Consider the following 21,880-nt stretch of genomic DNA (forward strand, 5'->3'; position numbering starts at 1 on the left):
TTGTTTAGTTAGTTTATTTATCGTTTAGTGCTACAATTCCTGGAAGTTCTTTACCTTCCATTAATTCTAGAGAAGCACCGCCACCTGTAGAAATATGATCCATCTTATCTGCTACTTCAAATTTTTCAACAGCAGCTGCTGAATCACCGCCACCGATTACTGTATAGCCTGCTGTTGTTGCCATTGCATCAGCAACCGTTTTTGTGCCGTTAGCAAATTTATCCATTTCAAAGACGCCCATTGGTCCATTCCAAATGATTAATTTAGAGTTTTTAATAACTTCCGCATAGTTTGCAGCTGTTTTTGGTCCAATATCTAGACCCATCCAATCAGCTGGAATAGCATCCACATCAACGATTTGTGTTTCAGCATCTTGTGAAAATTCATTTGCCACAACAGCATCGACTGGCATATGTAATTGCACGCCTTTTGCTTTTGCCTTTTCAATAAAGGACTTTGCTAGCTCAATTTTATCTTCTTCTAACAATGATTTACCGATATCGTAGCCCTGCGCCTTGATGAATGTAAAGGATAAACCACCACCGATAATTAAGTGATCTACTTTCTCTAATAGGCTTTCAATAACACCAATTTTATCTTTTACTTTGGCACCACCAATAATCGCTGTAAAGGGATGCTCTGGGTTCGACAATGCTTTACCGAGTACATCTAATTCCTTTTGCATAAGGAAACCAGATACAGCTGGAATATGCTTAGCAATTCCTTCTGTAGAAGCATGTGCACGATGAGCTGCGCCGAAAGCATCATTGACATAGATATCAGCTAGCTGTGCAAATTGCTGTGCTAATGTTGGATCATTTTTCTCTTCACCTGCATGGAAACGCACATTTTCCAGAAGAAGAAGATCCCCATCATGCATGCTAGCAACAGCCTCTTCCACCACTTGACCAATAGATTCATCCAGCTTCGTAACAGGCTTGCCCATTAATTGTGCTAAGCGAACACCAACTGCTGTTAAACGCATATCTTCTTTTACTTCACCCTTTGGACGACCTAAGTGAGAGGCTAAAATAACTTTCGCACCTTGCTCTACTAAATACTCAATTGTAGGAATAGCTGCACGAATTCGCGTTTCGTCTGTAATGGCACCATCTGCCATTGGAACATTAAAATCTACACGTACAAATACGCGTTTACCCTTTACATCAATATCTTTCATCGTCTTCTTATTTAACATGAAGAAACTCCCTTCAAAGCTGTTTTAGTCTTACATTCTTGTGTTTTACCCATCTTGGCGCGACACCATGCTTGCTAAATTGAAAAGGCACTTTGGTACTTTTTTGGCACATCAGCTAAAAGAATTTCAATCTCCAACTTTTGATAATGCACCCTAATACTTGTTTTTATAGTAGCAAAAGTTAAGTGTTATGTCTTGCAATTGCTTGTCCTGTATAAAAAGAGAGCAAGGGTAAAATCCCTTACTCTCTTTACCCTTGTATATTATATCTATTCGATATTATAAAGGCTATACTTTTTGTGCATAAAAAGCAGTAATATGTCACACTTTTTACTCAAAATGTCGAAATATGATACTTATTTATGGTTTAATCCTTGTTCAGCAATGTATAAAGCTAAATCCATTAAACGAGTAGAGTAACCAATTTCGTTATCATACCAAGCTAGAACTTTCACCATTTTGTTTTCTAATACCATTGTTGAAAGGCCATCAACAGTAGAAGAATGATGGTTACCGTTATAATCAATCGATACTAATGGTAGCTCATTGTAATCTAAAATGCCTTTTAATTCATTTTCAGAAGCCTCTTTTAATACAGCATTAATTGTTTCTTTTGTTACGTCTGCTTTTAGCTCTACTACTAAGTCAACACATGATACGTTAGGTGTTGGCACACGCATAGAGAAGCCATCTAGCTTACCTTTTAATTGTGGTAATACTTTTGATACAGCTACTGCTGCACCAGTTGTTGTTGGAATCATAGATACCGCACCTGCACGAGCACGACGTGGGTCAGAGTGTGGGAAGTCTAAAATTCGTTGGTCATTTGTGTAAGAGTGAATTGTTGTCATCATACCGCGTTCAATGCCAAATTTTTCATCAAGCACTTTAGCTACTGGTGCTAGACAGTTTGTTGTACAAGAAGCATTTGAGATTACGTCATCAGTTGCTGGGTTATAATCCTCGTGGTTTACACCCATAACAAATGTTGGCATTGCCCCTTTGGCTGGTGCAGATAGAATAGCTTTCTTCGCACCTGCTTCAATATGCTTGCCTACTTCTTCCATTGAACGGAAATGTCCAGTACATTCAAGAACTACGTCTACACCTAGCTCACCCCATGGTAACTGTGCAGGGTCTTTTTCAGCATAAACTTTTATGCGTTGACCATTTACTACGAAAGAATCTTCATCTGCATTGACTTCAGCATCATAGATACCGTGGACTGAATCATATTTCAATAAGTGTGCAAGCTGACCAGCATCTGTTAAGTCGTTTACAGCTACTACTTCAAATTCATCATGCTTCATTGCCTCACGAAATACTAAACGTCCAATACGTCCAAATCCATTAATCGCTAATTTTAATGCCATTGTTAATTCCTCCAATAATGTGTAATGTCTGTTTCTAATGAATAGAAACTTTAAATTTGCTTTATGCTCATTCAAAAAGTGTTTCACCACTTTCTGAGATCGAGTGACAAGTTTGGTACTACCCCATCATTTAAGATGGTTGTTTTCTATAGAAGATAAATTCGCCGCAATGGCTTTTGCAGCTGCTTCATCTGTTATAAATATTGTTTGCTTGGGTGCTACTTTAAAATAAGAAAGCATAGCATTAACCTTTTGTTTCCCCGCTGCCACTGCAATAACTTGCTCACTATTTTGTACTTGCTCCAGTTGAATACCAATCGTGCGTATACGATGGACAATTTCACCTTCTGCATTAAAATAATAGCCAAAAGCTTCACTTACAGCACCTTTCTCCTCAAGAATTCGTAAATCCTCAGGAGATGAATTACGACGAATCGCCATTTCCTCTGCGGAGCCAATTCCATGAATGACACAATCTGCTTGATCATAAAATGCCATCATTTCTGTAACCATAGGCTCTGTTAACATGGCTTGATAAGCTTGCTCACTTAAATGCTCTGGTAAAAATAAAGTACGGTACTGTGTCTCCATCTGCATGGCAAATGTTGCAACAAGTGTATTGGCTTGCATTTGCATTTCATGTCCAATACCTCCACGTGCAGCAACAAATGTAATATCCTTTTGTATATCGCCAGGATGTAAAAATTGTGCAAGAGACGCAACGGATTTTCCACCTGTGACAGCTACTACCTGCCCATCAAAGGCTGAAGACATAAATTGTAGTGCCGCTTCTTTGCCAAGTAAGGTTAAAATCGTATCGTCTTCATTGTAATCACCAGGAACTACAACTACACGCTCAATACCAAAATGCTGTTCCAGCTTTTTCGCAAGCTGAGTTAAGCCAGACCATTCGTAAACGATAGCTCTTAGTTTTTCAATAACTATTTCACCATCATCTGTACATACCATACCCGACTTTTGTGAATCTAATAACCCTTGCTCGCGTAAAATATCAGTTTCTTTACGAATTTCTCTTTCTGTCATTTTCAGTGAATCGGCAAGTGTACGTCGTCCGATTGGCTGCAAGAGCTGAACAGCTTGTAAAATTCGATATCTTGATTGCAGAAGCGGATACAATTCAGGAAGTAGCCTTTGTTGTGCCTCTGGAACAGTGAACATATTTATCTACTCCCTTATTAATAGATGCGGGTTATTTTTTATCCCACAACATTATTTTGTGTCCCACTTATGGTTTTATTATAATATGCATTGTTTTAAAGCGCAAGTAAATGTATAGTTTTGGCTAAAAAAAAGCCTCATAGCTTTGAAAACAGCTACGAGACTTTGTTGCGTTTATTTTGTGAAAGATAAAATTGCGTTCTTCTTAAATCCTTCTAAAGCTTTTGTTGCTTCACTTTTATTTGTAAATTCAAAAATACGAACATCCTTTTTCTCAAATACTGTAATAACCCACATTGTAAAATCTCCCTTCACATCATTTATTTTTGTAATATAACAATCACGAAACTCTGTGATACATCTGATAATCTGTTTTATAACAACTTCTTACTTGATACCTATTCTACTCCGTTTTTTCTGAAAAGGAAGTCAAATGTGAAGGTCTTCACAAACTGTTCAAATTCAAAACGCTTTCATTGAACAATTTGTGAATTGTGTGGAATACAGCTAACAATAGTGTCATTTATACCGTTATTAATTCTTTATTAGTCTGGTGCATCAACTACTTAATTGCTCCAGCAATGTAGCATAATCTAGATTGCCATACTGAATCACAGCACCATCCTTTTCGACTACCGGAATCATTAGCATATATTTTTCATGTATATCATCATCCTGTTCGATATCAACGATATCAATATCGAATGGTAGATCCTCCTGTACAAGCTTTAATGTCTGCAAGCCTTCCACACATAATGGGCAATTTGCTCGACTAAAAAATTTAACAATCATCGATAGCACCTCCTCATCTTATTATAAACGAAAGTGTGATGAAGGAATGTTTTCTATTCTTTGATAACTTTTGATTGAACTGTCTTAGCTTCCCTTTTCGCATCCATATAATGGACTATTGTAATAAAAAAGGCATTGACTGTGCGGAAGCCGCACATCAATGCCTTTCAGTTATAATTATTTTAAATGACTGTCGAAGAATTTCACCATGGCATTGTAGAATTCAATTCTGTTTTCTTCATTAGCGAAGCCATGTCCTTCGTTATCCTTTAGCATGTACTCAACATCCACACCTCTAGCACGTAAGGCTTCCACAATTTGATCGGATTCTGCCTTATTAACACGTGGATCATTTGCACCTTGAGCGACAAATAATGGTGTTTTGATTTTATCTGCGTGGAAAATAGGTGAAACAGCTGTTAATAAGTCTTTGTCCTTTTCTGGATGACCTACGCGTTCATAAAACAAGTTACGCATCGTTTCCCAGTATGGAGGAATGGTATTTAATAAAGTGAAAATATTAGATACTCCTACATAATCAACTGCTGCAGCATATAAATCAGGTGTATACGTAATACCAGCTAATGTTGCATAACCACCAAAGGATGCACCATAAATGCCGATACGCTCAGGGTCTGCAATACCTTGATCAATCGCCCATTGCACACCATCTGTAATATCGTCCTGAATTTTAAGACCCCATTGCTTATTACCAGCTTGAAGGAATTCCTTCCCATAGCCAGTTGACGAACGGAAATTCACTTGCAGTACGGCATAGCCTCGATTAGCTAATAATTGTACTTCTGGATTGAAGCCCCACATATCGCGTGCCCAAGGTCCTCCATGTGGATTGACGATAAGAGGAAGATCTTTAGCTTCTTGATTTTTCGGTAAAGTTAAATAGCCGTTAATTGTCAAACCGTCTCGACTCTTATAAGAAATTGGATGCATTTCAGCAAGTCCTTCTGGTTTTAACCAAGGGCTTAAAGTAGCCAACTCTGTTAAGTCACCTGTTATGGAATCATAGTAATAATATTTTCCATACACGGTATCACTTGAAACGCTCACAATAAATTTTGTCATCTCTTTATTGTAATCATTGATACCTAATTCACTTTCATGCACCCCAAGCTTATTTTGTATTTTACGGAACAGCTTTTCAAACTTTTTATCAAAGAATTGATAATGCAGCTTATCAGTAACATAAGCACCATATAATAATTTATCTTGTTCAGCGCTATATAAAACACCCGAAACATCTACTTCATCATTGGACATTATAACTTTTTCATTGCCTTCTAAATCATATTTTACAACTTCTACTTTATCTCTACCTTTGTTGGAAGTTGCATAAATTGTTTGATTGTCTTTAGAGAAAGCCAGTGGCACTACTTCATCCCCTGCTTCCACTTCAATAAACGGTTTAAATTCATCCTTTTCAGAATCTCGATAAAGGATTGTTCCTGCCACACCATCTGTTGCTACGGCAACACGCACATTTCCATTCCGATCTGCTAACCAGTTTGTAATATTACCTGGATTTTTAGCAACATGCTTTGTTTTACCTGTCTTGACATTCAGCTTGTACACATCAAAGACAGTGGCATCCTCTTTATTCATCATTATAAGAATTTCATCTTTAACACCCTGTAGGCCACTTAATATTCCTACTGTTACATTTGGATATGGCGTTAAATCTTTTTCCTTTGACCCATTAAATGTAGTAGAATAAATATGGAAGTTTTCATCTCCACCTTTATCCTTTAAATATAATAAACTATTTTCCTTCCAGAAAAATCCTGCAATATCACGATCTTTAGAGTTCGAGACGCGAACAGGCTCACTATCATCATTCATTTTTTTTACGAAAACATTGGATCTGTTGTTCCATGCAGAGGCAAATGTGATGTAATTACCATCAGGTGAAAGTTCATAGCCGAAATTCCCAGGATTCTTCATGAAATCTTCTACAGAAATTTCCTTTACACCTTTATTATTAGAACCATTTTTAATTTGTTTTGCATTGTTTAACATTTTAACTGCATCTTGTTTAGCAATAGCATCCGTGCTTACTGACACATTTTTAAATATACCAAGCTTATTGGCTTTCTCTAAATACTCAGCAAGCGATGCTTCTTTTTCTTCTTTATTTAAAGCTCTTACTAAAATACGAGCGGCTTCATCACGTTTAATCGATAAATTTAAATCCGCGAACTCCTCAGCCTTTACCCATGTATCAATAATTTGTTGCCGCATTGAATCTGATCCGTGTTGGAAAGTTAATGCTGTTACAGCTAAATTCAAAAATTCCTGCACTGAAATGCGCTGCTCCTGCGCTATTACAAAGCTATTTGTTTCATTGGCAGCACGTACTTCTTGCATGGTTGCAGGAATAGCTACAGATGTTGTTAAAATGATCGCTAATGATGCAGATAAAAATCTTTTTTTCAAAATGATTCCTCCCTATATCAGTTTACGTTATATCGAAAGTCGATATATTCAAATTATACCAATTTTTGTATTATTGTCAATGTTTGATATTTTTTATGATCATTACTTTTTCTTCACTCATAATGAAAGCGAACTAAATAATTAGTTCGCTAGGTATTACGATTAAAATTTTCTGCTCGCTCCTCCGCCTGCGGAAGATCCTCCACCGAATCCTCCAAAGCCGCCTCCGCCTGAACGCCCTCCACCAAAGCCACCTGGATAACCACCATAGCCTCCAGCACGAGGACCTCCACCACCTTTCGAAAAGAACGTATAAATAATAAGAACAACGAGAACGATCAATATAATTAACCAAGTTGGCATGTCTTCACCTTCGTCTGCTGCCGCTGGTAATTCACCATTCCAATTATACTCCTTGGCAACAGTGCGAAATATTTCAGCATATGTCGATTGGAAGGCTTGATCTATGTCACCCGTACTTGCAGAAGGATAAAATGCCTCATCTAAAATACGTCCTAATTTTCCATCTGGTAATGGCCCCTCTAATCCTTGACCAACAGCTATTACTACGTCATTATTCCCTTCACCCTGTCCAAATGTAGCTAAAATTAAAACACCGTTATTTTTCTGTTCGTCACCTATTCCCCAAGAACGAATCATTTTTGTAGCATACATCTTTGGCTCCTGTCCATCTAGACTATCAATGGTTACAATCATGATTTCAGCGCCTGTGCCTTGATCCAATTGCGCGGAGTAATGATTTAATTGTTCTTTGATACTTGCAGATAATACATTGGCAAAATCATGTATATACGTATTTTTCATCGGTGACGGCATAGTTGCCTTTGCCATGTTCGTAAATAAAAGAAACACCGAACAAACGATGATTATCTGTACAAGGCTACGCTTCATTAGTGTGTACCTGATTGACTAAAATCGATTGATGGTGCTTTGTCAGCTCCTGCTGCGGCTTTAAAGTATTCTTTTTGTTCAAAGCCAAACATTCCTGCCATCAAATTACCTGGGAAACGTTTAACTTGCTTATTAAATTGCTGAACTTCATTATTGTAATCCTCACGTGCTACCGCCAGGCGATTTTCAGTGCCTGCTAGCTCATCCATTAACTGACGAAAGTTTGTATCTGCCTTTAAGTTTGGATAATTTTCAACAACTACAAGTAAACGACTAAGTGCTCCAGTTAAAGCATCATTTGCAGCAGCTTGCTCCTCTGGAGTGTTTGCACTACCCATTTGTGCACGTGCTTGTGTAATACTTGCAATCACCTCTTGCTCATGGTTCGCATAGCCTTTCACTGATTCGACTAAATTTGGAATCAAATCATAACGACGTTGGAGCTGATTTTCCACTTGTGCCCATTTCGAATCTACATTTTCCTCTGCAGTCACCAGGCTATTATATTTAGGAATGAATAATAAGGCGAATAGAACAAGAATAAGAACAATTATCCCAATTGGTCCAAGCAACTTTTTCAATTTATAGAACCTCCTCGACCTACTTTTCCTTTCTTCAATAGTCTACATTTTTGTCTTTACATTTATACCGTATGAATTTCATTTGACTTGACATACTAATTACTGCATCAAAAAATCATTGAGGAGGCGTTTTTTTTGTCACAATCGTTTTACAATGAATCATCAAATCAAACCAATTTCAATCAACAACATAGTCTAAATCATGGTGGCCATGAAATGATGGACATGCATGAAACAATTGGCGAAATTATCGCAGGTATGAACCAAGCCATAATTTTACGCCCACATGTACAAGATCCTGAATTATTGAATATTTTGGATCGCCAGTATAATTTTACCCTAGGTATGTACAATACAATTGTAGAGTCCTTCAAAACAGGACATGATCCATCTGTTCCAACAGGACGTTACCAAATGGAGACAGGAAATGACTTTAAATATGGCGTAAATCCTGGTCAACCAAAAAAGCCAATGCAAAATGCCAATGAAATTAATGATGAAACTATTTCAGGGTTCTTACTTGGTGCTCAAAAAGGTTCAGCAAAATGTATGACAACGGCTGCTTTAGAGACAACAAACCCAGTTGTTCGTCGCGTTGTTGCTGATAGTATTCCTAACTGCATTGAAATGGGCTACGAATTATCCATCTATCAAAATAAACATGGCTATTATCAGGTACCTCAATACTCACAACAGGATATGCAAACGATGCTGAATGCATATGACACAACAACTAATCCCCTTCATTAACACGAAAGAGCAGTCTCTGGTGGTAAACACCAGAAACTGCTCTTTATTCATTAAGATTATAATACCTTCCCTAAAAACGCCTTTGTACGGTCACTTTGTGGATTGCCAAAGAGTTCCTCTGGAGAGCCTTCTTCTACAATATAGCCACCGTCCATAAAGACTACTCGATCCCCTACTTCACGAGCAAAGCCCATTTCGTGCGTAACAACAACCATGGTCATCCCTTCAGCTGCTAGATTTTTCATAACATCTAGCACCTCTTTGACCATTTCAGGATCAAGTGCTGAAGTGGGCTCATCAAATAAAATGGCTTTTGGCTTCATGGCTAAGGCACGTGCAATGGCTACACGCTGCTGTTGACCACCCGATAGCTGCTCAGGATAGTTATATGCCTTGCTGTCGAGTCCAACCTTTTTTAACAGCTCATGCCCTAATTCTTCAGCTTCTGGACGACTCATTTTGCGAATTTGCATAGGGGCCATCGTGACATTATCGATAACTGTCATATGCGGGAATAGATTAAATTGTTGAAACACCATGCCAACTTCTGCCCGAATCTCGTTGATATTCGTTTTTGGCGCATTAATTTTCACATTTTCAATATAAATAGCACCATCTGTTACATCTTCTAGCATATTGATGCATCGTAAAAATGTACTTTTGCCTGAGCCAGATGGTCCAATCACACAAACAACTTGTTTCTCTTGGATTTCATAATCAATGCCTTTTAATACTTCAAGCTTTCCGAAATATTTGTGTAGGTTTTCAATTTTTATCATCTTGCTTCCCGCCCTTCTGCCTTAGCTTTACGAGGGACATAACTATTGCTAAATCGTTTCTCGATAAATGCCACGATCTTCGTTACACCATATGTTAAAACTAAATAGAGTAGTGCAGCAACGATGTACGGTTCCCAGAAGCGGAAGCTTGCACCTGCTACTACCTTACTTGCGTATAAAATATCTGGTGCTGCAATAACTGTTACTAATGAAGAATCTTTTAATAATGCGATAAATTCGTTCCCTAATGGTGGAATCATACGTCTAAATGCCTGTGGTAAAATGACCTTACGCATCGCTTGGTTATGTGTTAACCCTAAAGAACGAGCTGCCTCCATTTGCCCCTTTGCAATACTTTGAATACCTGCACGGAAAATTTCCGCATTGTAAGCAGCACAGTTTAATACGAGCGCTGTAATCCCTGACACCATATATCCTAAAGAATGACCAAAAATTGTTGGAATAACTGCTAAGTGAATTAATAAAATTTGCACAAGCATTGGTGTTCCACGGAATAAATCGATATATAATTTTGATGGCCAATAAATCCATTTTTTACTCGATAATTTTCCTAGGCCTAAAAATAGTCCTAATAGAATACCTCCAAAATAACCACTAAGTGTCAAAATAATTGTTACGCCAATACCCCGTATAAACATATCTCGGTAGTTCCAGACAATGTCCCAGCGTAAGTCAAAGATGTCCATCCGAAAACCCCATTTCCCCTTTAAAGTGAATGAGCCGCTAGCATACTAGGGGCGTCATCATTCATTTATTACTTGAAATCAGAACCTGTAATTTCTTTTAATTTACCGTTTTCTTTAATCTTTTTAAGACCTTCATTTAATTTATCTAATAGCTCTTTGTTTCCTTTTTGAACCATAAAGCCATAATATTCTTTTTCAAATGCATCATCTTCGATTACTTTTAGTTTTTGATCTGGATGCGCTTTAATGTATTCGTAAACTACCGCATTGTCTCCAATAGCTGCATCAACGTTACCGTTTAACATCTCTTGAATTGCGATTGGTTGACTTTCAAACGCCATAATATTTGTACTTGCTTCCCCTTGTAGCTTTTTCGCCGCCATATGACCTGTAGCATTAATTTGTACTGATACCTTTTTATCTTTTAGTTCAGCTAGAGATTTAATTTTTGAATCTTCTTTTACAACAATCAATAATTGAGACTCATAATAAGGCTCTGTAAAATCAAATGATTCTTTACGCTCTTCAGTAATTGTGATTCCTGAAGCACCAATATCTGTTTCACCGTTTTTAATTGTTTGGAAAACTGGCTCCCAACCAATGTTATTCCAGTCAACTTCAAAGTCCATTTCATCAGCAATAGCTTTTAAAACATCGACATCAATCCCCACAATTTTCCCTGAATCGTCAACAGATTCAAATGGTGCGAAAGTTGCCTCTGTACCAACTTTATATATTTTCTTACCATCTTCTGAAGATGAGCTTCCTGAAGATGCACCATCCTTTGTACCACATCCTGCAAGTGCTAATGTTAATGCTGCAACCATCATCAGTAGCATCCAACCTGTTTTCTTCATTGTATTTCCCCCTATTTCGATAATTTTCCGAAATGCGTATTATTTTTCGCAATTCGGAAATGTTAGACTATTAGGTCAATTATATTAATATTATAGTATTTAGACAACAACTTTTCGCATAAAACTAAATATTTTTTCATATTAATTTATAATAAACTTATATAATTAGAAGAAACATGTATAAATAACAAGAAATATAATCTAAAATTAATATATATACACTACAATCCACACCAAATTTCGATAAATTTAGGCAAAAAAAAAGAATCCCCTCAGATAGGATTCTTTTTTTCGACTATTTCTAGTCTTCACGTACAGTATGTCCACTAAAAAATAATTTGGAGTTATTGCTTTTTTGAAGGTTTGAAAGGAATAAATAGGGGGATAATGCCAACTAGGACAGTATTGCACCTATATCTCCCTCTCGATCTCCGCTAAGCAGGCTGCTAAACTACTTATTAGGAGATGAGCTATAACAAGTCTATCTATATTCAGTAAAATGGCGCCCTCGGAGGGAATCGAACCCCCAGTGCAAGAACCGGAATCTTACGTGTTATCCATTACACCACGAGGGCAAAGGCACAAAAAAAAAGTACTCACTCTAGGCTTACGAAAAGCATGATGTAGATAACCCTCATTTTTTGAAGCATACCTGCAAAATAGTGTACTGTACTTTAAACTTATAACCTCAATTATTATACAAGCCTATCACATATAATTCAACCATAGAATGCAAAAACATTTTATTTTTTTTATTTCACTTTAGCAGGGTTAATATTTGACCTTCCCTGACTATAATGTGTATGATAAGGATACAGCTGAAATAACAATGGAAATTTTCAGCAAAGGTATTCGAATTTAGTTTTTTAAGGAGGATTTAACATGAATTTAATTCCTACAGTTATTGAACAAACAAGTCGCGGTGAACGTGCATATGACATTTATTCACGTCTACTTAAAGACCGTATTATTCTTTTAGGAAGCGCTATTGATGACAATGTGGCTAACTCCATTGTTGCACAACTTCTTTTCCTACAAGCGGAAGATCCAGATAAAGATATCTCTCTTTACATTAATTCACCAGGTGGATCAATTACGGCTGGTATGGCTATTTATGACACAATGCAAATCATTAAACCACAAGTTCAAACAATTTGTATTGGTATGGCTGCATCAATGGGTGCTTTCTTACTAGCTGCTGGTGAGCCTGGTAAACGTTTTGCATTACCAAATGCAGAAGTAATGATTCACCAACCACTAGGTGGCGCACAAGGTCAAGCGACAGAAATTGAAATTGCTGCTAAACGTATTTTATTCTTACGTGAAAAATTAAATGGCATTTTATCTGAACGCACAGGCCAACCACTTGAAGTCATTGCTAGAGACACAGATCGTGATAATTTCATGACTGCTGAACGTGCTAAAGAATATGGTTTAATCGATCACATTATGCACCGTAGCGATAATAAATAAAAATGAGAAGGCATCACAGACTCGCTCTGTGATGCCTTTCGTGTTGTTGAAAAAGGTGATGTCAACGACAGAAACAGCCATTTTGAAAGGCGAGGGGTTGATTTCCGTTCCGCCAGCGTCCTTTCCAGTGGGCGTCCGCTGATCACTGCATTCGCTCCAGGGGCTCCTCTAGGACGCTATGAACTGACCCCAAAAATTTGAACTTTTAAGAAACTCTTCGAAACTCAACTGGACTTTTTCCGTTGAGTTTTATTTTTATCCGCTCATGATTGTAGTAGTGGATAAAGTCTACTAACGCTTTTTTGAATGCTTCGTAGTTCTTAAACGTTGTTGCGTATAGAAATTCTGATTTCATAATGCCAAAAAAGCTTTCTATCACGGCATTATCTAAACAATTTCCTTTCCGTGACATACTTTGCTTGATTTCATGTGTTGCCAATAACGCTTTAAAACGTGGTATTTGATATAACCATCCTTGATCAGAATGGACGATTAAGCCACTCTTTTTCGATAACTTTGTATACGTAAACGCCTTCTTAAAAGACTGTTGAACTAACTCAAAATTAGGTGATTTTGATACCTCATACCCAACGATTTCTCGATTGAATAAATCTAATACAGCGGATATATAGATTTTTTGACCGTTTATTTTAAACTCCGTTACATCGGTTACCCATTTCTGATTGGGTGCAGTGGCTTCAAAATCACGTTGGATGACATTCTCTGCGACATAGCCGACTGTCCCTTTATACGAACGGTATTTTTTAGGGCGTACCGTCCCTTTTAAGCCCAATTCTTGCATCAATCGTTGGACCGTTTTATGGTTGATGAAAAACCCTTCATTTCGGAGGGCTAAACAAATACGACGATAGCCATAACGCCCCTTATGGTAATGAAAAAGCGTCTGAATTCGTTCTTTGATCGCTTGATATTTATCTGGTTTTACCCATTTTTGGAGATGATAATAATACGTACTTTTCTTAAGTTTCGCGACTTTTAATAGAGCTTGAAGAGGAAAATCCAACCTTAGCTCATAGACAGCTCTTACTTTTTCTTGGATTTGAAGGCATCCTTTTCTTGAACTAAGGCTTTCAACTTTTTTAAATAGGCATTTTCCATCCGTAAATACTCAATTTCGGCTTTTAACTCATCCGTTGTTTTTCCATTTAAATCGGACGAAGGTGGTTGTTTTTTTGGCATTGATTGGCGCTCCTTTTCTACTTGATAGAGCACCTCACCAGCCGTTGACATCCATTGTTTTTTCCATCTCCGAACGGTTTCACGGGAAGGAATATTAAACTTCGCAGCAGTCTGAAGGAGCGAATCGCCCGTCTCTATCAGGTGTTGAATTACTTTTATTTTAAAAGAATCTTCGTAATTCGTGAACCCTTGAGGACGAATAATTCCTTCGATGCCATGATAGCGATATAATTCAATCCATAATCGAATGTACTGTCGATCCCTCTGTAATCGATTGGCAATCTGATACGTACTTTCTTTTTCTTCAAAGTAAGCTAGAACTGCGGCTAATTTTTGTTCATCAGAAATCACTACCTGCACCCCCTATAGTAGATTTTTAAGTCCAATATTTTGGGTGCAGCTCACTAATCCCCTAGGAGTGACGCTGGCTCCACTCCCATCAACCATTCTGCAAAAGTGTCTTTTCCTGAACAAAATTAGAAAGAGGATAGGCTCTTATTTTCAATGCGGAGAAGTGATGGATGACAACACTTCTCCATAAAGCGTAGTGAATACCTTCACTTTATTTGAAAACCTTTCTAAAAAGAAACATTTTTATGGATTGGGGTGGAAGGCTACTTGACTCCCGTGGGATAGCGAGACAGGCGAGCCTCTAAACGGAGCGGTAGCGGAGGAAGCTGCTCGGCGCTCGCCCACTGGAAAGCAAGTAGCCTGCAATGGAAATCCATTTTCACCTTTCACAAAAACGCTATGGATGGTTTTGTTTTTCAACACTATGAAGGCATCACAGATTTGCTCTGTGATGCCTTTTGTGTTCAATGAATGTTAGTCTTCATTTTCGATAATTGTAGCCAATGCTGTAACCGCTTGCTCCGCATCGCTGCCGTCACTACTTAAAGTAACTTCAGTGCCTTTAGCGACTGCTAAGCTCATGACACCCATAATGGATTTGGCATTTACTTTTTTCTCGTCTTTTTCCAGAAAGATATCCGCACTAAAACGATTTGCTTCCTGCACAAATAGTGCTGCTTGTCTAGCTTGTAGTCCTAATTTTAATTTGACCTGGACTCTTCTCTCAATCATACTCAAAACTCCCCTTCACTACCGTTCATCTATTAGTTTTATCTTACCTCACTTACTAGCAAAAGAACAATAAGCGATTACGCATGACATTCATACCTGAAAAGTATGAAAACTTAACCACCTATTTTTTCACCGCGTCTTAATGCATCAGCAATCTCATCAATTTTTCTCAATCGATGGTTAACACCTGATTTACTAACCGTTCCACTTGATACCATTTCACCAAGCTCTTTTAATGTCACATCCTGATATTCTACCCGTAGACGTGCTATTTCACGTAGCTTTTCTGGTAGCTGATCCAGACCAATTGAATTTTCAATAAATCGAATATTCTCTACCTGTCGTAATGCTGCACCAATAGTTTTGTTTAAGTTGGCTGTTTCACAGTTCACAATACGGTTGACGCTATTTCGCATATCTCGCAATATGCGCACATCCTCAAACTTCATCATGGCCTGATGTGCGCCAACAATATTAAGGAAATCTGAAATTTTCTCTGCTTCCTTTAAATAGGTGACAAAACCTTTTTTTCGTTCAATTGTTTTGGCATTAAGTTCAAATTCATTCATCAAATCCATCAATGCCTCACCATGCTCTTTATACAAAGAATAAATCTCTAAATGGTAGGCTGATGTTTCTGGATTGTTGACAGAACCTCCTGCTAAAAATGCTCCTCTTAAATAAGCTCTTTTTTGACCACTCTTTTTGATGAGCTTTCTTGAGATTGTATGGTTAAATTGAAAGTCGTCTGAGATGATTTCTAAATCAATTAGCAGCTCGCGCGCACCTTCTCTTACACGGCAAATATACACGTTATTTTTTTTTAGTCGCATCTTCTTACGAACAAGCAATTCTACATTGTACGGATACAATTTTTTCATAATCGTATATAGTCTTCTAGCAATTGCAGCGTTTTCAGTTTGCACGTCTAAACTTAGTTGTTTATTTGCAAAGGATAATGAACCATTCATACGAATTAGGGCAGAAACTTCTGCTTTCATACAATGATTGTCCGCTTCTATTTGCGTTAATTCCTTTTTTGTTTCAGAAGCAAAAGACATATCATGCCCCCCTTTCAATCATGATTTCTATGTATATGTTCATCTTACCATATACAATCAATCCATTATGTTTCTATAATGGGTCTTCTTACTTTTTGCTGGTAAATATCAGCATAATCTACCAGCCATTCTGCAACATTGATAGCATTATGTCGAACAGTCCCATCTGACCGAATTGTAGCAATATCACGTTGTATAACCTCTAAGCCCATACTTTCAAGCTTTGCCACATCAAATGTCACTGGCTCTGCTCTTTCTTCTTTATATAGTTCTTTTACAGGGTTAGGGAGTTCTTCGTCGTTTACTAAAATAGAATCAATAAAATCGCCGCCAACATGCTTATGTATGGCTGTTACATGATCACCTGCTGTATAAGAAATCGTTTCACCTTTTTGCGTCATTAAATTACAAACATATATTTTTCTGCCTTTCGCTTTCACAACAGCTTCCCCTATCTCCTTCACAAGCAGATTTGGAATAATACTTGTATATAAGCTTCCTGGACCTATTAAAATATAGTCTGCACGCTGAATCGCACGAATGGCTTCTGGTAACGGTTGCACATTTTCGGGTACTAAAAAAACACGATCAATGCGCTTTGATGCTGTTGGAATTTTTGATTCTCCTTCAATAATTGAACCATCCTCTAGCACAGCATGTAAGTTTATTTTTTTATTTGCAGCTGGTATGACACGACCATGAACTTTTAAAACCTTGCCCATTTCACTTATAGCATGATTAAAATCTCCAGTAATATCAGTAAGTGCCGTAAGCATTAAATTTCCTAAGGAGTGACCTTTTAAATCCTCTGATGCTGAAAAGCGATATTGAAACATTTGCTCTACAAGTGGTTCAATATCTGATAATGCCGCAATCACATTACGTACATCACCAGGTGGCGGAATATCGTAGTCATCACGTAAACGGCCTGAAGAACCCCCATCATCTGCCACTGTCACAATGGCAGTAATATCAAATGGGTGATGCTTCAGCCCGCGTAGTAATGTGGAAAGCCCTGTACCACCACCTATTACGACAAGCCTTGTTTGCTTTTTCCCCATTCACTCATTCCTTTCTACGATTAATATCACGATGCGTAATAACCGTATTTTCCTTGCCTGCTAAATATGCCCCAAAAAATTCTGCTAATGTCACTGAGCGATGCTGACCGCCAGTACAACCAAAAGCAATGACAAGCTGTGACTTACCTTCTTGTCGATAAAGAGGAATCATAAAATCTAATAAATCCGTTAGTTTTTTTATGAGTATTTGCGTATCTTCCAAAGCTAAAACATAAGAGGATACCTCTGTTTGTAATCCTGTTTTGGGACGTAGCTCCTCTACATAATAAGGGTTTTTAAGAAAACGAACATCAAACACTAAGTCTGCATCAATAGGCATCCCATGCTTAAAGCCAAAGGACATAATGTTCACAGTAAAAATAGTATCTGCCTCACTAGCGAATTCATTGACAATTCTTTCACGTAATTGCTTCGGTTTCATGTTCGATGTGTTATACACAAAATTAGCACGGCCCTTTACTTCAGATAAAAGTGCACGTTCCTGTTTAATGCCATCTAAAGGTAAACCATTGACTGCTAGTGGATGGGCACGTCTTGTTTCTTTATAGCGTCTAACTAATGTGGCATCGTCTGCATCTAAAAATAACATACGAGTATCAATATCGCCTTCTTTTAGTATATGGTCTAACGCGCCAATAAGAGCATCAAAAAAGTCGCCACCACGCATATCCATTACGGCTGCAATACGCGTACTATTTTTACCAGAATCTCTTAGCAGAGTTAAAAAAGTTGTAAGTAACGCTGGTGGTAAATTATCAATACAGTAATACCCTAAATCCTCAAAGCTTTGAATAGCTACGGTCTTCCCAGCCCCAGACATTCCTGTAATAATAACCAATTCGTGTGTACATTGTTGGCCTTCAACCACCACTGTCATGCAACTCCTTTATTGTTCTTTTGATATTTGTATTTTTTGATGAAGTAATTCAAAATTCGTTGTATAGTCAAACGTGCCATATTGAATGCCTGATTGCGAAACCGCAAATTGTAAATTAGTTCGATCTCCTTCAGCCATTGGCAAATGTGCTAAATCCTCTACTGGGTGCCATGCAAGCTTGCCTTCTCTCGTTTCTTCGAATGGTATACCTTCTACATCCTTAGCAACAAATGTATAGAGCATCCACTCATCCACTACATCATTATTTTCTTTAATAATCATCGTATAAACACCCTTTAAATGAACATTTAAAGGTGTGACATTCGTTTCTTCTTGAAACTCACGTACAGCAGCCTCAAAAATGGATTCACCGCTCTCCATTTTCCCTCCTGGAGCAACGTACCAGCCTCTTCTTGGTTTCTGAAGTAATAATACTTTACCGTCTTTTACGGCAATTAAATTTGCAATTCTTTGCATAGGCACACCTCTAATCACTTTTGCATTCTACTCCCCATTATAGCAAGACCTTGCAAGATTTGTCCTCATTTACAACTCTCTAGTAAAGACAATTAACAATTTAGGTTTATTCATGTGTAATGCTTTTATGTTAGGCGAAAAATACGTTTATTTTTTTAATTTGTACAAATAAAAAAGTAGGTTGCTCCCACCTAATTGAGGCGGAAACAACCTACTAAACAAAATAAAAGGGGGATTGCTAATTACATTTTTTATCATACACCTTTTATATGTCATTCAAGTTACAGCAATATTAAAACCACATTAAAATTGTATTTTTTTCCTTTAAATAGCCATGTTAGGCATTAATTTTCTCTAATAGCTCTTCCACATAATGCTGTACAGCTTGTGCGGCAATACTACCGTCACCTGTCGCTGTCACAATTTGGCGAAGTGTTTTTTCACGAACATCTCCAGCTGCAAAGATACCTGGGATTTTAGTTTCCATATTGGCATTTGTCAAAATATAGCCAGCATCATTTAAAATGCCTAATGATTCAAATGGTTTAGTTAAAGGCAACATACCAATATAGATAAAGACACCATCTGCTGCAAATTCAGATTCTGTACCATCAACAGTTGATTGTAATGTGACACTACCAACTTTACCATTAGCTTCATTAATTTCTTTTACAGTTGCATTCCAAATGAAATCAATTTTGTCATTGGCAAAGGCACGATCTTGTAGAATTTTTTGGGCACGTAATTTGTCACGACGGTGGACAATCGTTACTTTATCAGCAAAGCGAGTTAAATAAACGCCCTCTTCAACAGCTGAATCGCCACCGCCTACAACTACTAGATTTTTTTGTTTAAAGAATGCCCCATCACATACTGCACAGTAGCTGACACCACGACCGCCTAGCTCTTTTTCACCTGGCACACCCATTTTTTTATACTCCGCACCTGTTGTAATAATAATGGCACGTGTTTTATATTCTTTTGCACCAGATTTAATTGTTTTATATTCTTCACCATCAATGATTTCTGATACATCACCATAGGCATATTCTGCACCAAATTTTTTAGCGTGCTCAAACATTTTTGTAGATAGCTCAGGCCCTAAAATGGTATCAAAACCTGGGTAATTTTCTACTTCCTCTGTGTTTGCCATTTGCCCACCAGGAATCCCACGTTCAATCATTAATGTTGATAAATTTGCACGAGATGTATAAACAGCAGCAGTCATCCCAGCAGGACCTGCACCAATTATTACTACATCATAAATTTTTTCTTCTGACATCAATACTTCCCCCTAAACAGAATACTTTTTATCTTCATTCAACCAATAAGTGTAACGTCACCTACAGCAGAAGATAAAGCCCTTGACGGATAGGATAATGTCGCCAAGGAACATTGGTGATAACGTTAGTATGTTCATCGTATGTGAAAGTATAAAGTTATTCAACTATGTTGCTCACACGTTAATTATGACTATTAGGTAAAAACGTTAGAATTTCATCAATATACTTCGATAACGTTGATACAGATACTCCATATTGTTGGGCAATTTCCTTTTTTGTCACTTTGAGCATCTGTGAAGATCTAAATAAATAATCATTGGCTCCTGCAATTGCTGTTGGGTTTGTAAAACGATAGTTTTGTATTAGCGCTTGTTCACATAGTACAAACCACATTTGAAACATTGGTACAATGAGTGATGAGAGCTTCCCATACTGTTCTAATAAAATTTCTGGTACGTTGACAGCACGTAAAAAGCTCGCTTCTACTTTGTTCTTCTTATCAAATTCGTGGCCGAGTGAATAAGCTAAAAACAATTTCTCAAATGTGTCTAATTGTTCAACATTAACCAATTTCGGATGAGCGATAATTTCTTGCTTATGTGCAGTACCCTTCAGTAAAAACAAACCAAAAATGCGCTCACTCGTATAAGTACTTTCTAATTTTTCAACAATAAAATCACGGTCATGCTCCAATGCATCAAGTGCAAATTCATTTTCTTGTTGGCGCCATGGCTCAAAGCCCTCTTTGTCAGGGTCTAGCTCTAGTAGCTGATCCCATGCACTTTTCGATACTTCCTCATGACCTGAGAAATAGGCCGCATGTGACAACCAAAAGTAAAAACCAGCATCTCCAACATAGCCTCTCTTTTGCATACTACGCAACCATTTATAGGCTAATTCATACTGTCCTATTAAGGCTAATGTAGCCCCTAATTTATAACGGTGCTCCCATGTGTATGGCTGAATTTTGACAAGTATATTTAGTAGTTCTTGTAAATCCTCTTCATTTTTTTCATAATAAGCAATCACCGTTAAATTACATAGTGCATGTAAGTTCCCCTTATTTTCACGTAGCACGGTATGTAAGAGAGCCTTCGCCTGCTCTTCTTCTCCTACATAAAAATAAGCAAGTGCTAAATTATTATAGGCTGACCAAAAGGCTGGTCGATCTTCAATTAAATCTTCTAAAATAGTAATAGCTTCTGGAAAATCCCCTTTTTCCATACAACGACGAGCTTGCTCCTGACGATACAAATCCTCACCAGATTCTTCAGGGTCTTCCAAATCATCCTGCTCAAAAGCGACAAATTCTAGTATTTCTGCTGCTTCATCTGCATAAGCACCCTCTGGTTCTAGCCGCAAATACTCTTCTGCAAAACGTTTCGCATCATGCATGATGCCCACACATCCTGATACTTCTGCCATATAGAAAATGATTTCTGGATTATCTGGATCAATTTGATAGGCATGACGAAGCAGATCATACGCTTCCTCAAAACGTTGACCTTCTAACTCTACGATGGCTAGCTGCAAGATAATCATAGGATCATCAGGGCTTAAATCTACCGCACGTTGTAAATATTTATAAGCTTTATTCATTTGTCCACTATTCATTGCTTGAATTGATTTTTTATAATAATAGTCGCCTGTTGGAATGAACGACACTATATTCGATTGAGTCTCATTTTGACGTTTCTTTTCCAATATATTTCCTCCGAAACAAGAAATAAGGAACGCATTTTACGTTCCTTTACACAGTAATTTC

Annotated in this window: 22 protein-coding genes and 1 tRNA gene; 2 read left to right on the plus strand and 21 right to left on the minus strand. The window is 37.6% G+C overall.

Features of this window, described 5'->3' with window-relative positions:
* Positions 1-13: 13 nt before the first annotated feature.
* The 8 genes from MHI22_RS11830 to MHI22_RS11865 all read right to left on the minus strand — a co-directional run bounded on the left by MHI22_RS11830 (position 14) and on the right by MHI22_RS11865 (position 8,486).
* Positions 14-1,198, minus strand: a complete 1,185-nt coding sequence (locus MHI22_RS11830) for a phosphoglycerate kinase (protein WP_036124045.1) — start codon at positions 1,196-1,198, stop codon at positions 14-16.
* Positions 1,199-1,554: 356 nt separating this feature from the next.
* A complete protein-coding gene (gene gap / locus MHI22_RS11835) occupies positions 1,555-2,571 on the minus strand; it encodes a type I glyceraldehyde-3-phosphate dehydrogenase (protein ID WP_036124048.1) in 1,017 nt (338 codons plus the stop codon).
* 126 nt (positions 2,572-2,697) lie between these two features.
* On the minus strand, positions 2,698-3,750 hold the full coding sequence (locus tag MHI22_RS11840; protein WP_340812076.1) for a sugar-binding transcriptional regulator: 1,053 nt from the start codon (positions 3,748-3,750) through the stop codon (positions 2,698-2,700).
* A 174-nt stretch (positions 3,751-3,924) separates the two neighbouring features.
* Positions 3,925-4,047, minus strand: a complete 123-nt coding sequence (locus MHI22_RS11845) for a hypothetical protein (RefSeq protein ID WP_255358808.1) — start codon at positions 4,045-4,047, stop codon at positions 3,925-3,927.
* Positions 4,048-4,308: 261 nt separating this feature from the next.
* Entirely contained in the window at positions 4,309-4,542 is a 234-nt protein-coding gene (locus MHI22_RS11850) for a glutaredoxin family protein (protein ID WP_036125682.1), read from the minus strand.
* Between the two features lie 177 nt (positions 4,543-4,719).
* The gene (locus MHI22_RS11855) at positions 4,720-6,993 is read right to left on the minus strand and encodes a S9 family peptidase (RefSeq protein WP_058844368.1); all 2,274 of its coding nucleotides are present in this window, start codon (positions 6,991-6,993) and stop codon (positions 4,720-4,722) included.
* Positions 6,994-7,155: 162 nt separating this feature from the next.
* Positions 7,156-7,845, minus strand: a complete 690-nt coding sequence (locus tag MHI22_RS11860; RefSeq protein ID WP_340812077.1) for a TPM domain-containing protein — start codon at positions 7,843-7,845, stop codon at positions 7,156-7,158.
* Between the two features lie 59 nt (positions 7,846-7,904).
* Positions 7,905-8,486, minus strand: a complete 582-nt coding sequence (locus tag MHI22_RS11865) for a LemA family protein (protein ID WP_036125688.1) — start codon at positions 8,484-8,486, stop codon at positions 7,905-7,907.
* Positions 8,487-8,621: 135 nt separating this feature from the next.
* Between MHI22_RS11865 and MHI22_RS11870 the strand changes: the two genes are divergently transcribed.
* Entirely contained in the window at positions 8,622-9,236 is a 615-nt protein-coding gene (locus tag MHI22_RS11870) for a spore coat protein (RefSeq protein WP_036125689.1), read from the plus strand.
* A 56-nt stretch (positions 9,237-9,292) separates the two neighbouring features.
* On the opposite strand, the gene MHI22_RS11875 is transcribed toward MHI22_RS11870, so the two are convergent.
* The 4 genes from MHI22_RS11875 to MHI22_RS11890 all read right to left on the minus strand — a co-directional run bounded on the left by MHI22_RS11875 (position 9,293) and on the right by MHI22_RS11890 (position 12,154).
* Positions 9,293-10,015, minus strand: a complete 723-nt coding sequence (locus tag MHI22_RS11875; RefSeq protein WP_036125693.1) for an amino acid ABC transporter ATP-binding protein — start codon at positions 10,013-10,015, stop codon at positions 9,293-9,295.
* Positions 10,012-10,722: an amino acid ABC transporter permease gene (locus MHI22_RS11880; RefSeq protein WP_036125696.1), complete on the minus strand. Its 711-nt coding sequence runs from the start codon at positions 10,720-10,722 to the stop codon at positions 10,012-10,014. Before MHI22_RS11880 ends, MHI22_RS11875 begins: the two co-directional genes overlap by 4 nt.
* Before the next feature lie 68 nt (positions 10,723-10,790).
* Positions 10,791-11,579, minus strand: a complete 789-nt coding sequence (locus MHI22_RS11885) for a basic amino acid ABC transporter substrate-binding protein (protein WP_036125699.1) — start codon at positions 11,577-11,579, stop codon at positions 10,791-10,793.
* Positions 11,580-12,079: 500 nt separating this feature from the next.
* Positions 12,080-12,154 (minus strand) — tRNA-Arg (locus MHI22_RS11890).
* 307 nt (positions 12,155-12,461) lie between these two features.
* Here MHI22_RS11890 and clpP point away from each other — a divergent pair.
* On the plus strand, positions 12,462-13,052 hold the full coding sequence (clpP, locus tag MHI22_RS11895; RefSeq protein WP_004228025.1) for an ATP-dependent Clp endopeptidase proteolytic subunit ClpP: 591 nt from the start codon (positions 12,462-12,464) through the stop codon (positions 13,050-13,052).
* Positions 13,053-13,257: 205 nt separating this feature from the next.
* On the opposite strand, the gene MHI22_RS11900 is transcribed toward clpP, so the two are convergent.
* The 9 genes from MHI22_RS11900 to MHI22_RS11940 form a co-directional block, all read right to left on the minus strand.
* Entirely contained in the window at positions 13,258-14,112 is an 855-nt protein-coding gene (locus MHI22_RS11900) for an IS3 family transposase (RefSeq protein ID WP_145991322.1), read from the minus strand.
* On the minus strand, positions 14,097-14,603 hold the full coding sequence (locus MHI22_RS11905; RefSeq protein ID WP_180957783.1) for a helix-turn-helix domain-containing protein: 507 nt from the start codon (positions 14,601-14,603) through the stop codon (positions 14,097-14,099). Before MHI22_RS11905 ends, MHI22_RS11900 begins: the two co-directional genes overlap by 16 nt.
* A gap of 474 nt (positions 14,604-15,077) precedes the next feature.
* The gene (locus MHI22_RS11910) at positions 15,078-15,335 is read right to left on the minus strand and encodes an HPr family phosphocarrier protein (RefSeq protein ID WP_036126715.1); all 258 of its coding nucleotides are present in this window, start codon (positions 15,333-15,335) and stop codon (positions 15,078-15,080) included.
* Between the two features lie 113 nt (positions 15,336-15,448).
* Positions 15,449-16,396, minus strand: coding sequence for a DNA-binding protein WhiA (whiA, locus tag MHI22_RS11915; RefSeq protein ID WP_036126718.1), 948 nt, complete (start codon positions 16,394-16,396; stop codon positions 15,449-15,451).
* Positions 16,397-16,461: 65 nt separating this feature from the next.
* On the minus strand, positions 16,462-17,457 hold the full coding sequence (locus MHI22_RS11920; RefSeq protein ID WP_036126720.1) for a gluconeogenesis factor YvcK family protein: 996 nt from the start codon (positions 17,455-17,457) through the stop codon (positions 16,462-16,464).
* 4 nt (positions 17,458-17,461) lie between these two features.
* Positions 17,462-18,355, minus strand: a complete 894-nt coding sequence (rapZ, locus tag MHI22_RS11925; RefSeq protein WP_058844366.1) for an RNase adapter RapZ — start codon at positions 18,353-18,355, stop codon at positions 17,462-17,464.
* Between the two features lie 9 nt (positions 18,356-18,364).
* Positions 18,365-18,832: an NUDIX hydrolase gene (locus MHI22_RS11930; protein WP_036126724.1), complete on the minus strand. Its 468-nt coding sequence runs from the start codon at positions 18,830-18,832 to the stop codon at positions 18,365-18,367.
* 337 nt (positions 18,833-19,169) lie between these two features.
* Entirely contained in the window at positions 19,170-20,114 is a 945-nt protein-coding gene (gene trxB, locus MHI22_RS11935) for a thioredoxin-disulfide reductase (protein WP_036126726.1), read from the minus strand.
* Between the two features lie 181 nt (positions 20,115-20,295).
* Complete coding sequence (locus MHI22_RS11940) at positions 20,296-21,819, minus strand: tetratricopeptide repeat protein (protein WP_036126728.1); 1,524 nt, start codon at positions 21,817-21,819, stop codon at positions 20,296-20,298.
* Between the last annotated feature and the right edge of the window lie 61 nt (positions 21,820-21,880).

Origin of the sequence: Lysinibacillus sp. FSL L8-0312 (assembly GCF_038003285.1) — a bacterium.
GTDB classification, from domain to species: domain Bacteria; phylum Bacillota; class Bacilli; order Bacillales_A; family Planococcaceae; genus Lysinibacillus; species Lysinibacillus fusiformis_D.

Bases quoted from the DNA above. Each gene is read 5' to 3' on its own strand.
- MHI22_RS11880 (WP_036125696.1), bottom strand. From the start codon at position 10,722: ATGGACATCTTTGACTTACGCTGGGACATTGTCTGGAACTACCGAGAT.
- MHI22_RS11930 (WP_036126724.1), bottom strand. From the start codon at position 18,832: ATGCAAAGAATTGCAAATTTAATTGCCGTAAAAGACGGTAAAGTATTA.
- MHI22_RS11840 (WP_340812076.1), bottom strand. From the start codon at position 3,750: ATGTTCACTGTTCCAGAGGCACAACAAAGGCTACTTCCTGAATTGTAT.
- MHI22_RS11920 (WP_036126720.1), bottom strand. From the start codon at position 17,457: ATGGGGAAAAAGCAAACAAGGCTTGTCGTAATAGGTGGTGGTACAGGG.
- clpP (WP_004228025.1), top strand. From the start codon at position 12,462: ATGAATTTAATTCCTACAGTTATTGAACAAACAAGTCGCGGTGAACGT.
- MHI22_RS11845 (WP_255358808.1), bottom strand. From the start codon at position 4,047: ATGTGGGTTATTACAGTATTTGAGAAAAAGGATGTTCGTATTTTTGAA.
- MHI22_RS11885 (WP_036125699.1), bottom strand. From the start codon at position 11,579: ATGAAGAAAACAGGTTGGATGCTACTGATGATGGTTGCAGCATTAACA.
- whiA (WP_036126718.1), bottom strand. From the start codon at position 16,396: ATGTCTTTTGCTTCTGAAACAAAAAAGGAATTAACGCAAATAGAAGCG.
- MHI22_RS11910 (WP_036126715.1), bottom strand. From the start codon at position 15,335: ATGATTGAGAGAAGAGTCCAGGTCAAATTAAAATTAGGACTACAAGCT.
- MHI22_RS11850 (WP_036125682.1), bottom strand. From the start codon at position 4,542: ATGATTGTTAAATTTTTTAGTCGAGCAAATTGCCCATTATGTGTGGAA.
- MHI22_RS11875 (WP_036125693.1), bottom strand. From the start codon at position 10,015: ATGATAAAAATTGAAAACCTACACAAATATTTCGGAAAGCTTGAAGTA.
- MHI22_RS11860 (WP_340812077.1), bottom strand. From the start codon at position 7,845: ATGGCAAAGGCAACTATGCCGTCACCGATGAAAAATACGTATATACAT.
- gap (WP_036124048.1), bottom strand. From the start codon at position 2,571: ATGGCATTAAAATTAGCGATTAATGGATTTGGACGTATTGGACGTTTA.
- trxB (WP_036126726.1), bottom strand. From the start codon at position 20,114: ATGTCAGAAGAAAAAATTTATGATGTAGTAATAATTGGTGCAGGTCCT.
- MHI22_RS11830 (WP_036124045.1), bottom strand. From the start codon at position 1,198: ATGTTAAATAAGAAGACGATGAAAGATATTGATGTAAAGGGTAAACGC.
- rapZ (WP_058844366.1), bottom strand. From the start codon at position 18,355: ATGACAGTGGTGGTTGAAGGCCAACAATGTACACACGAATTGGTTATT.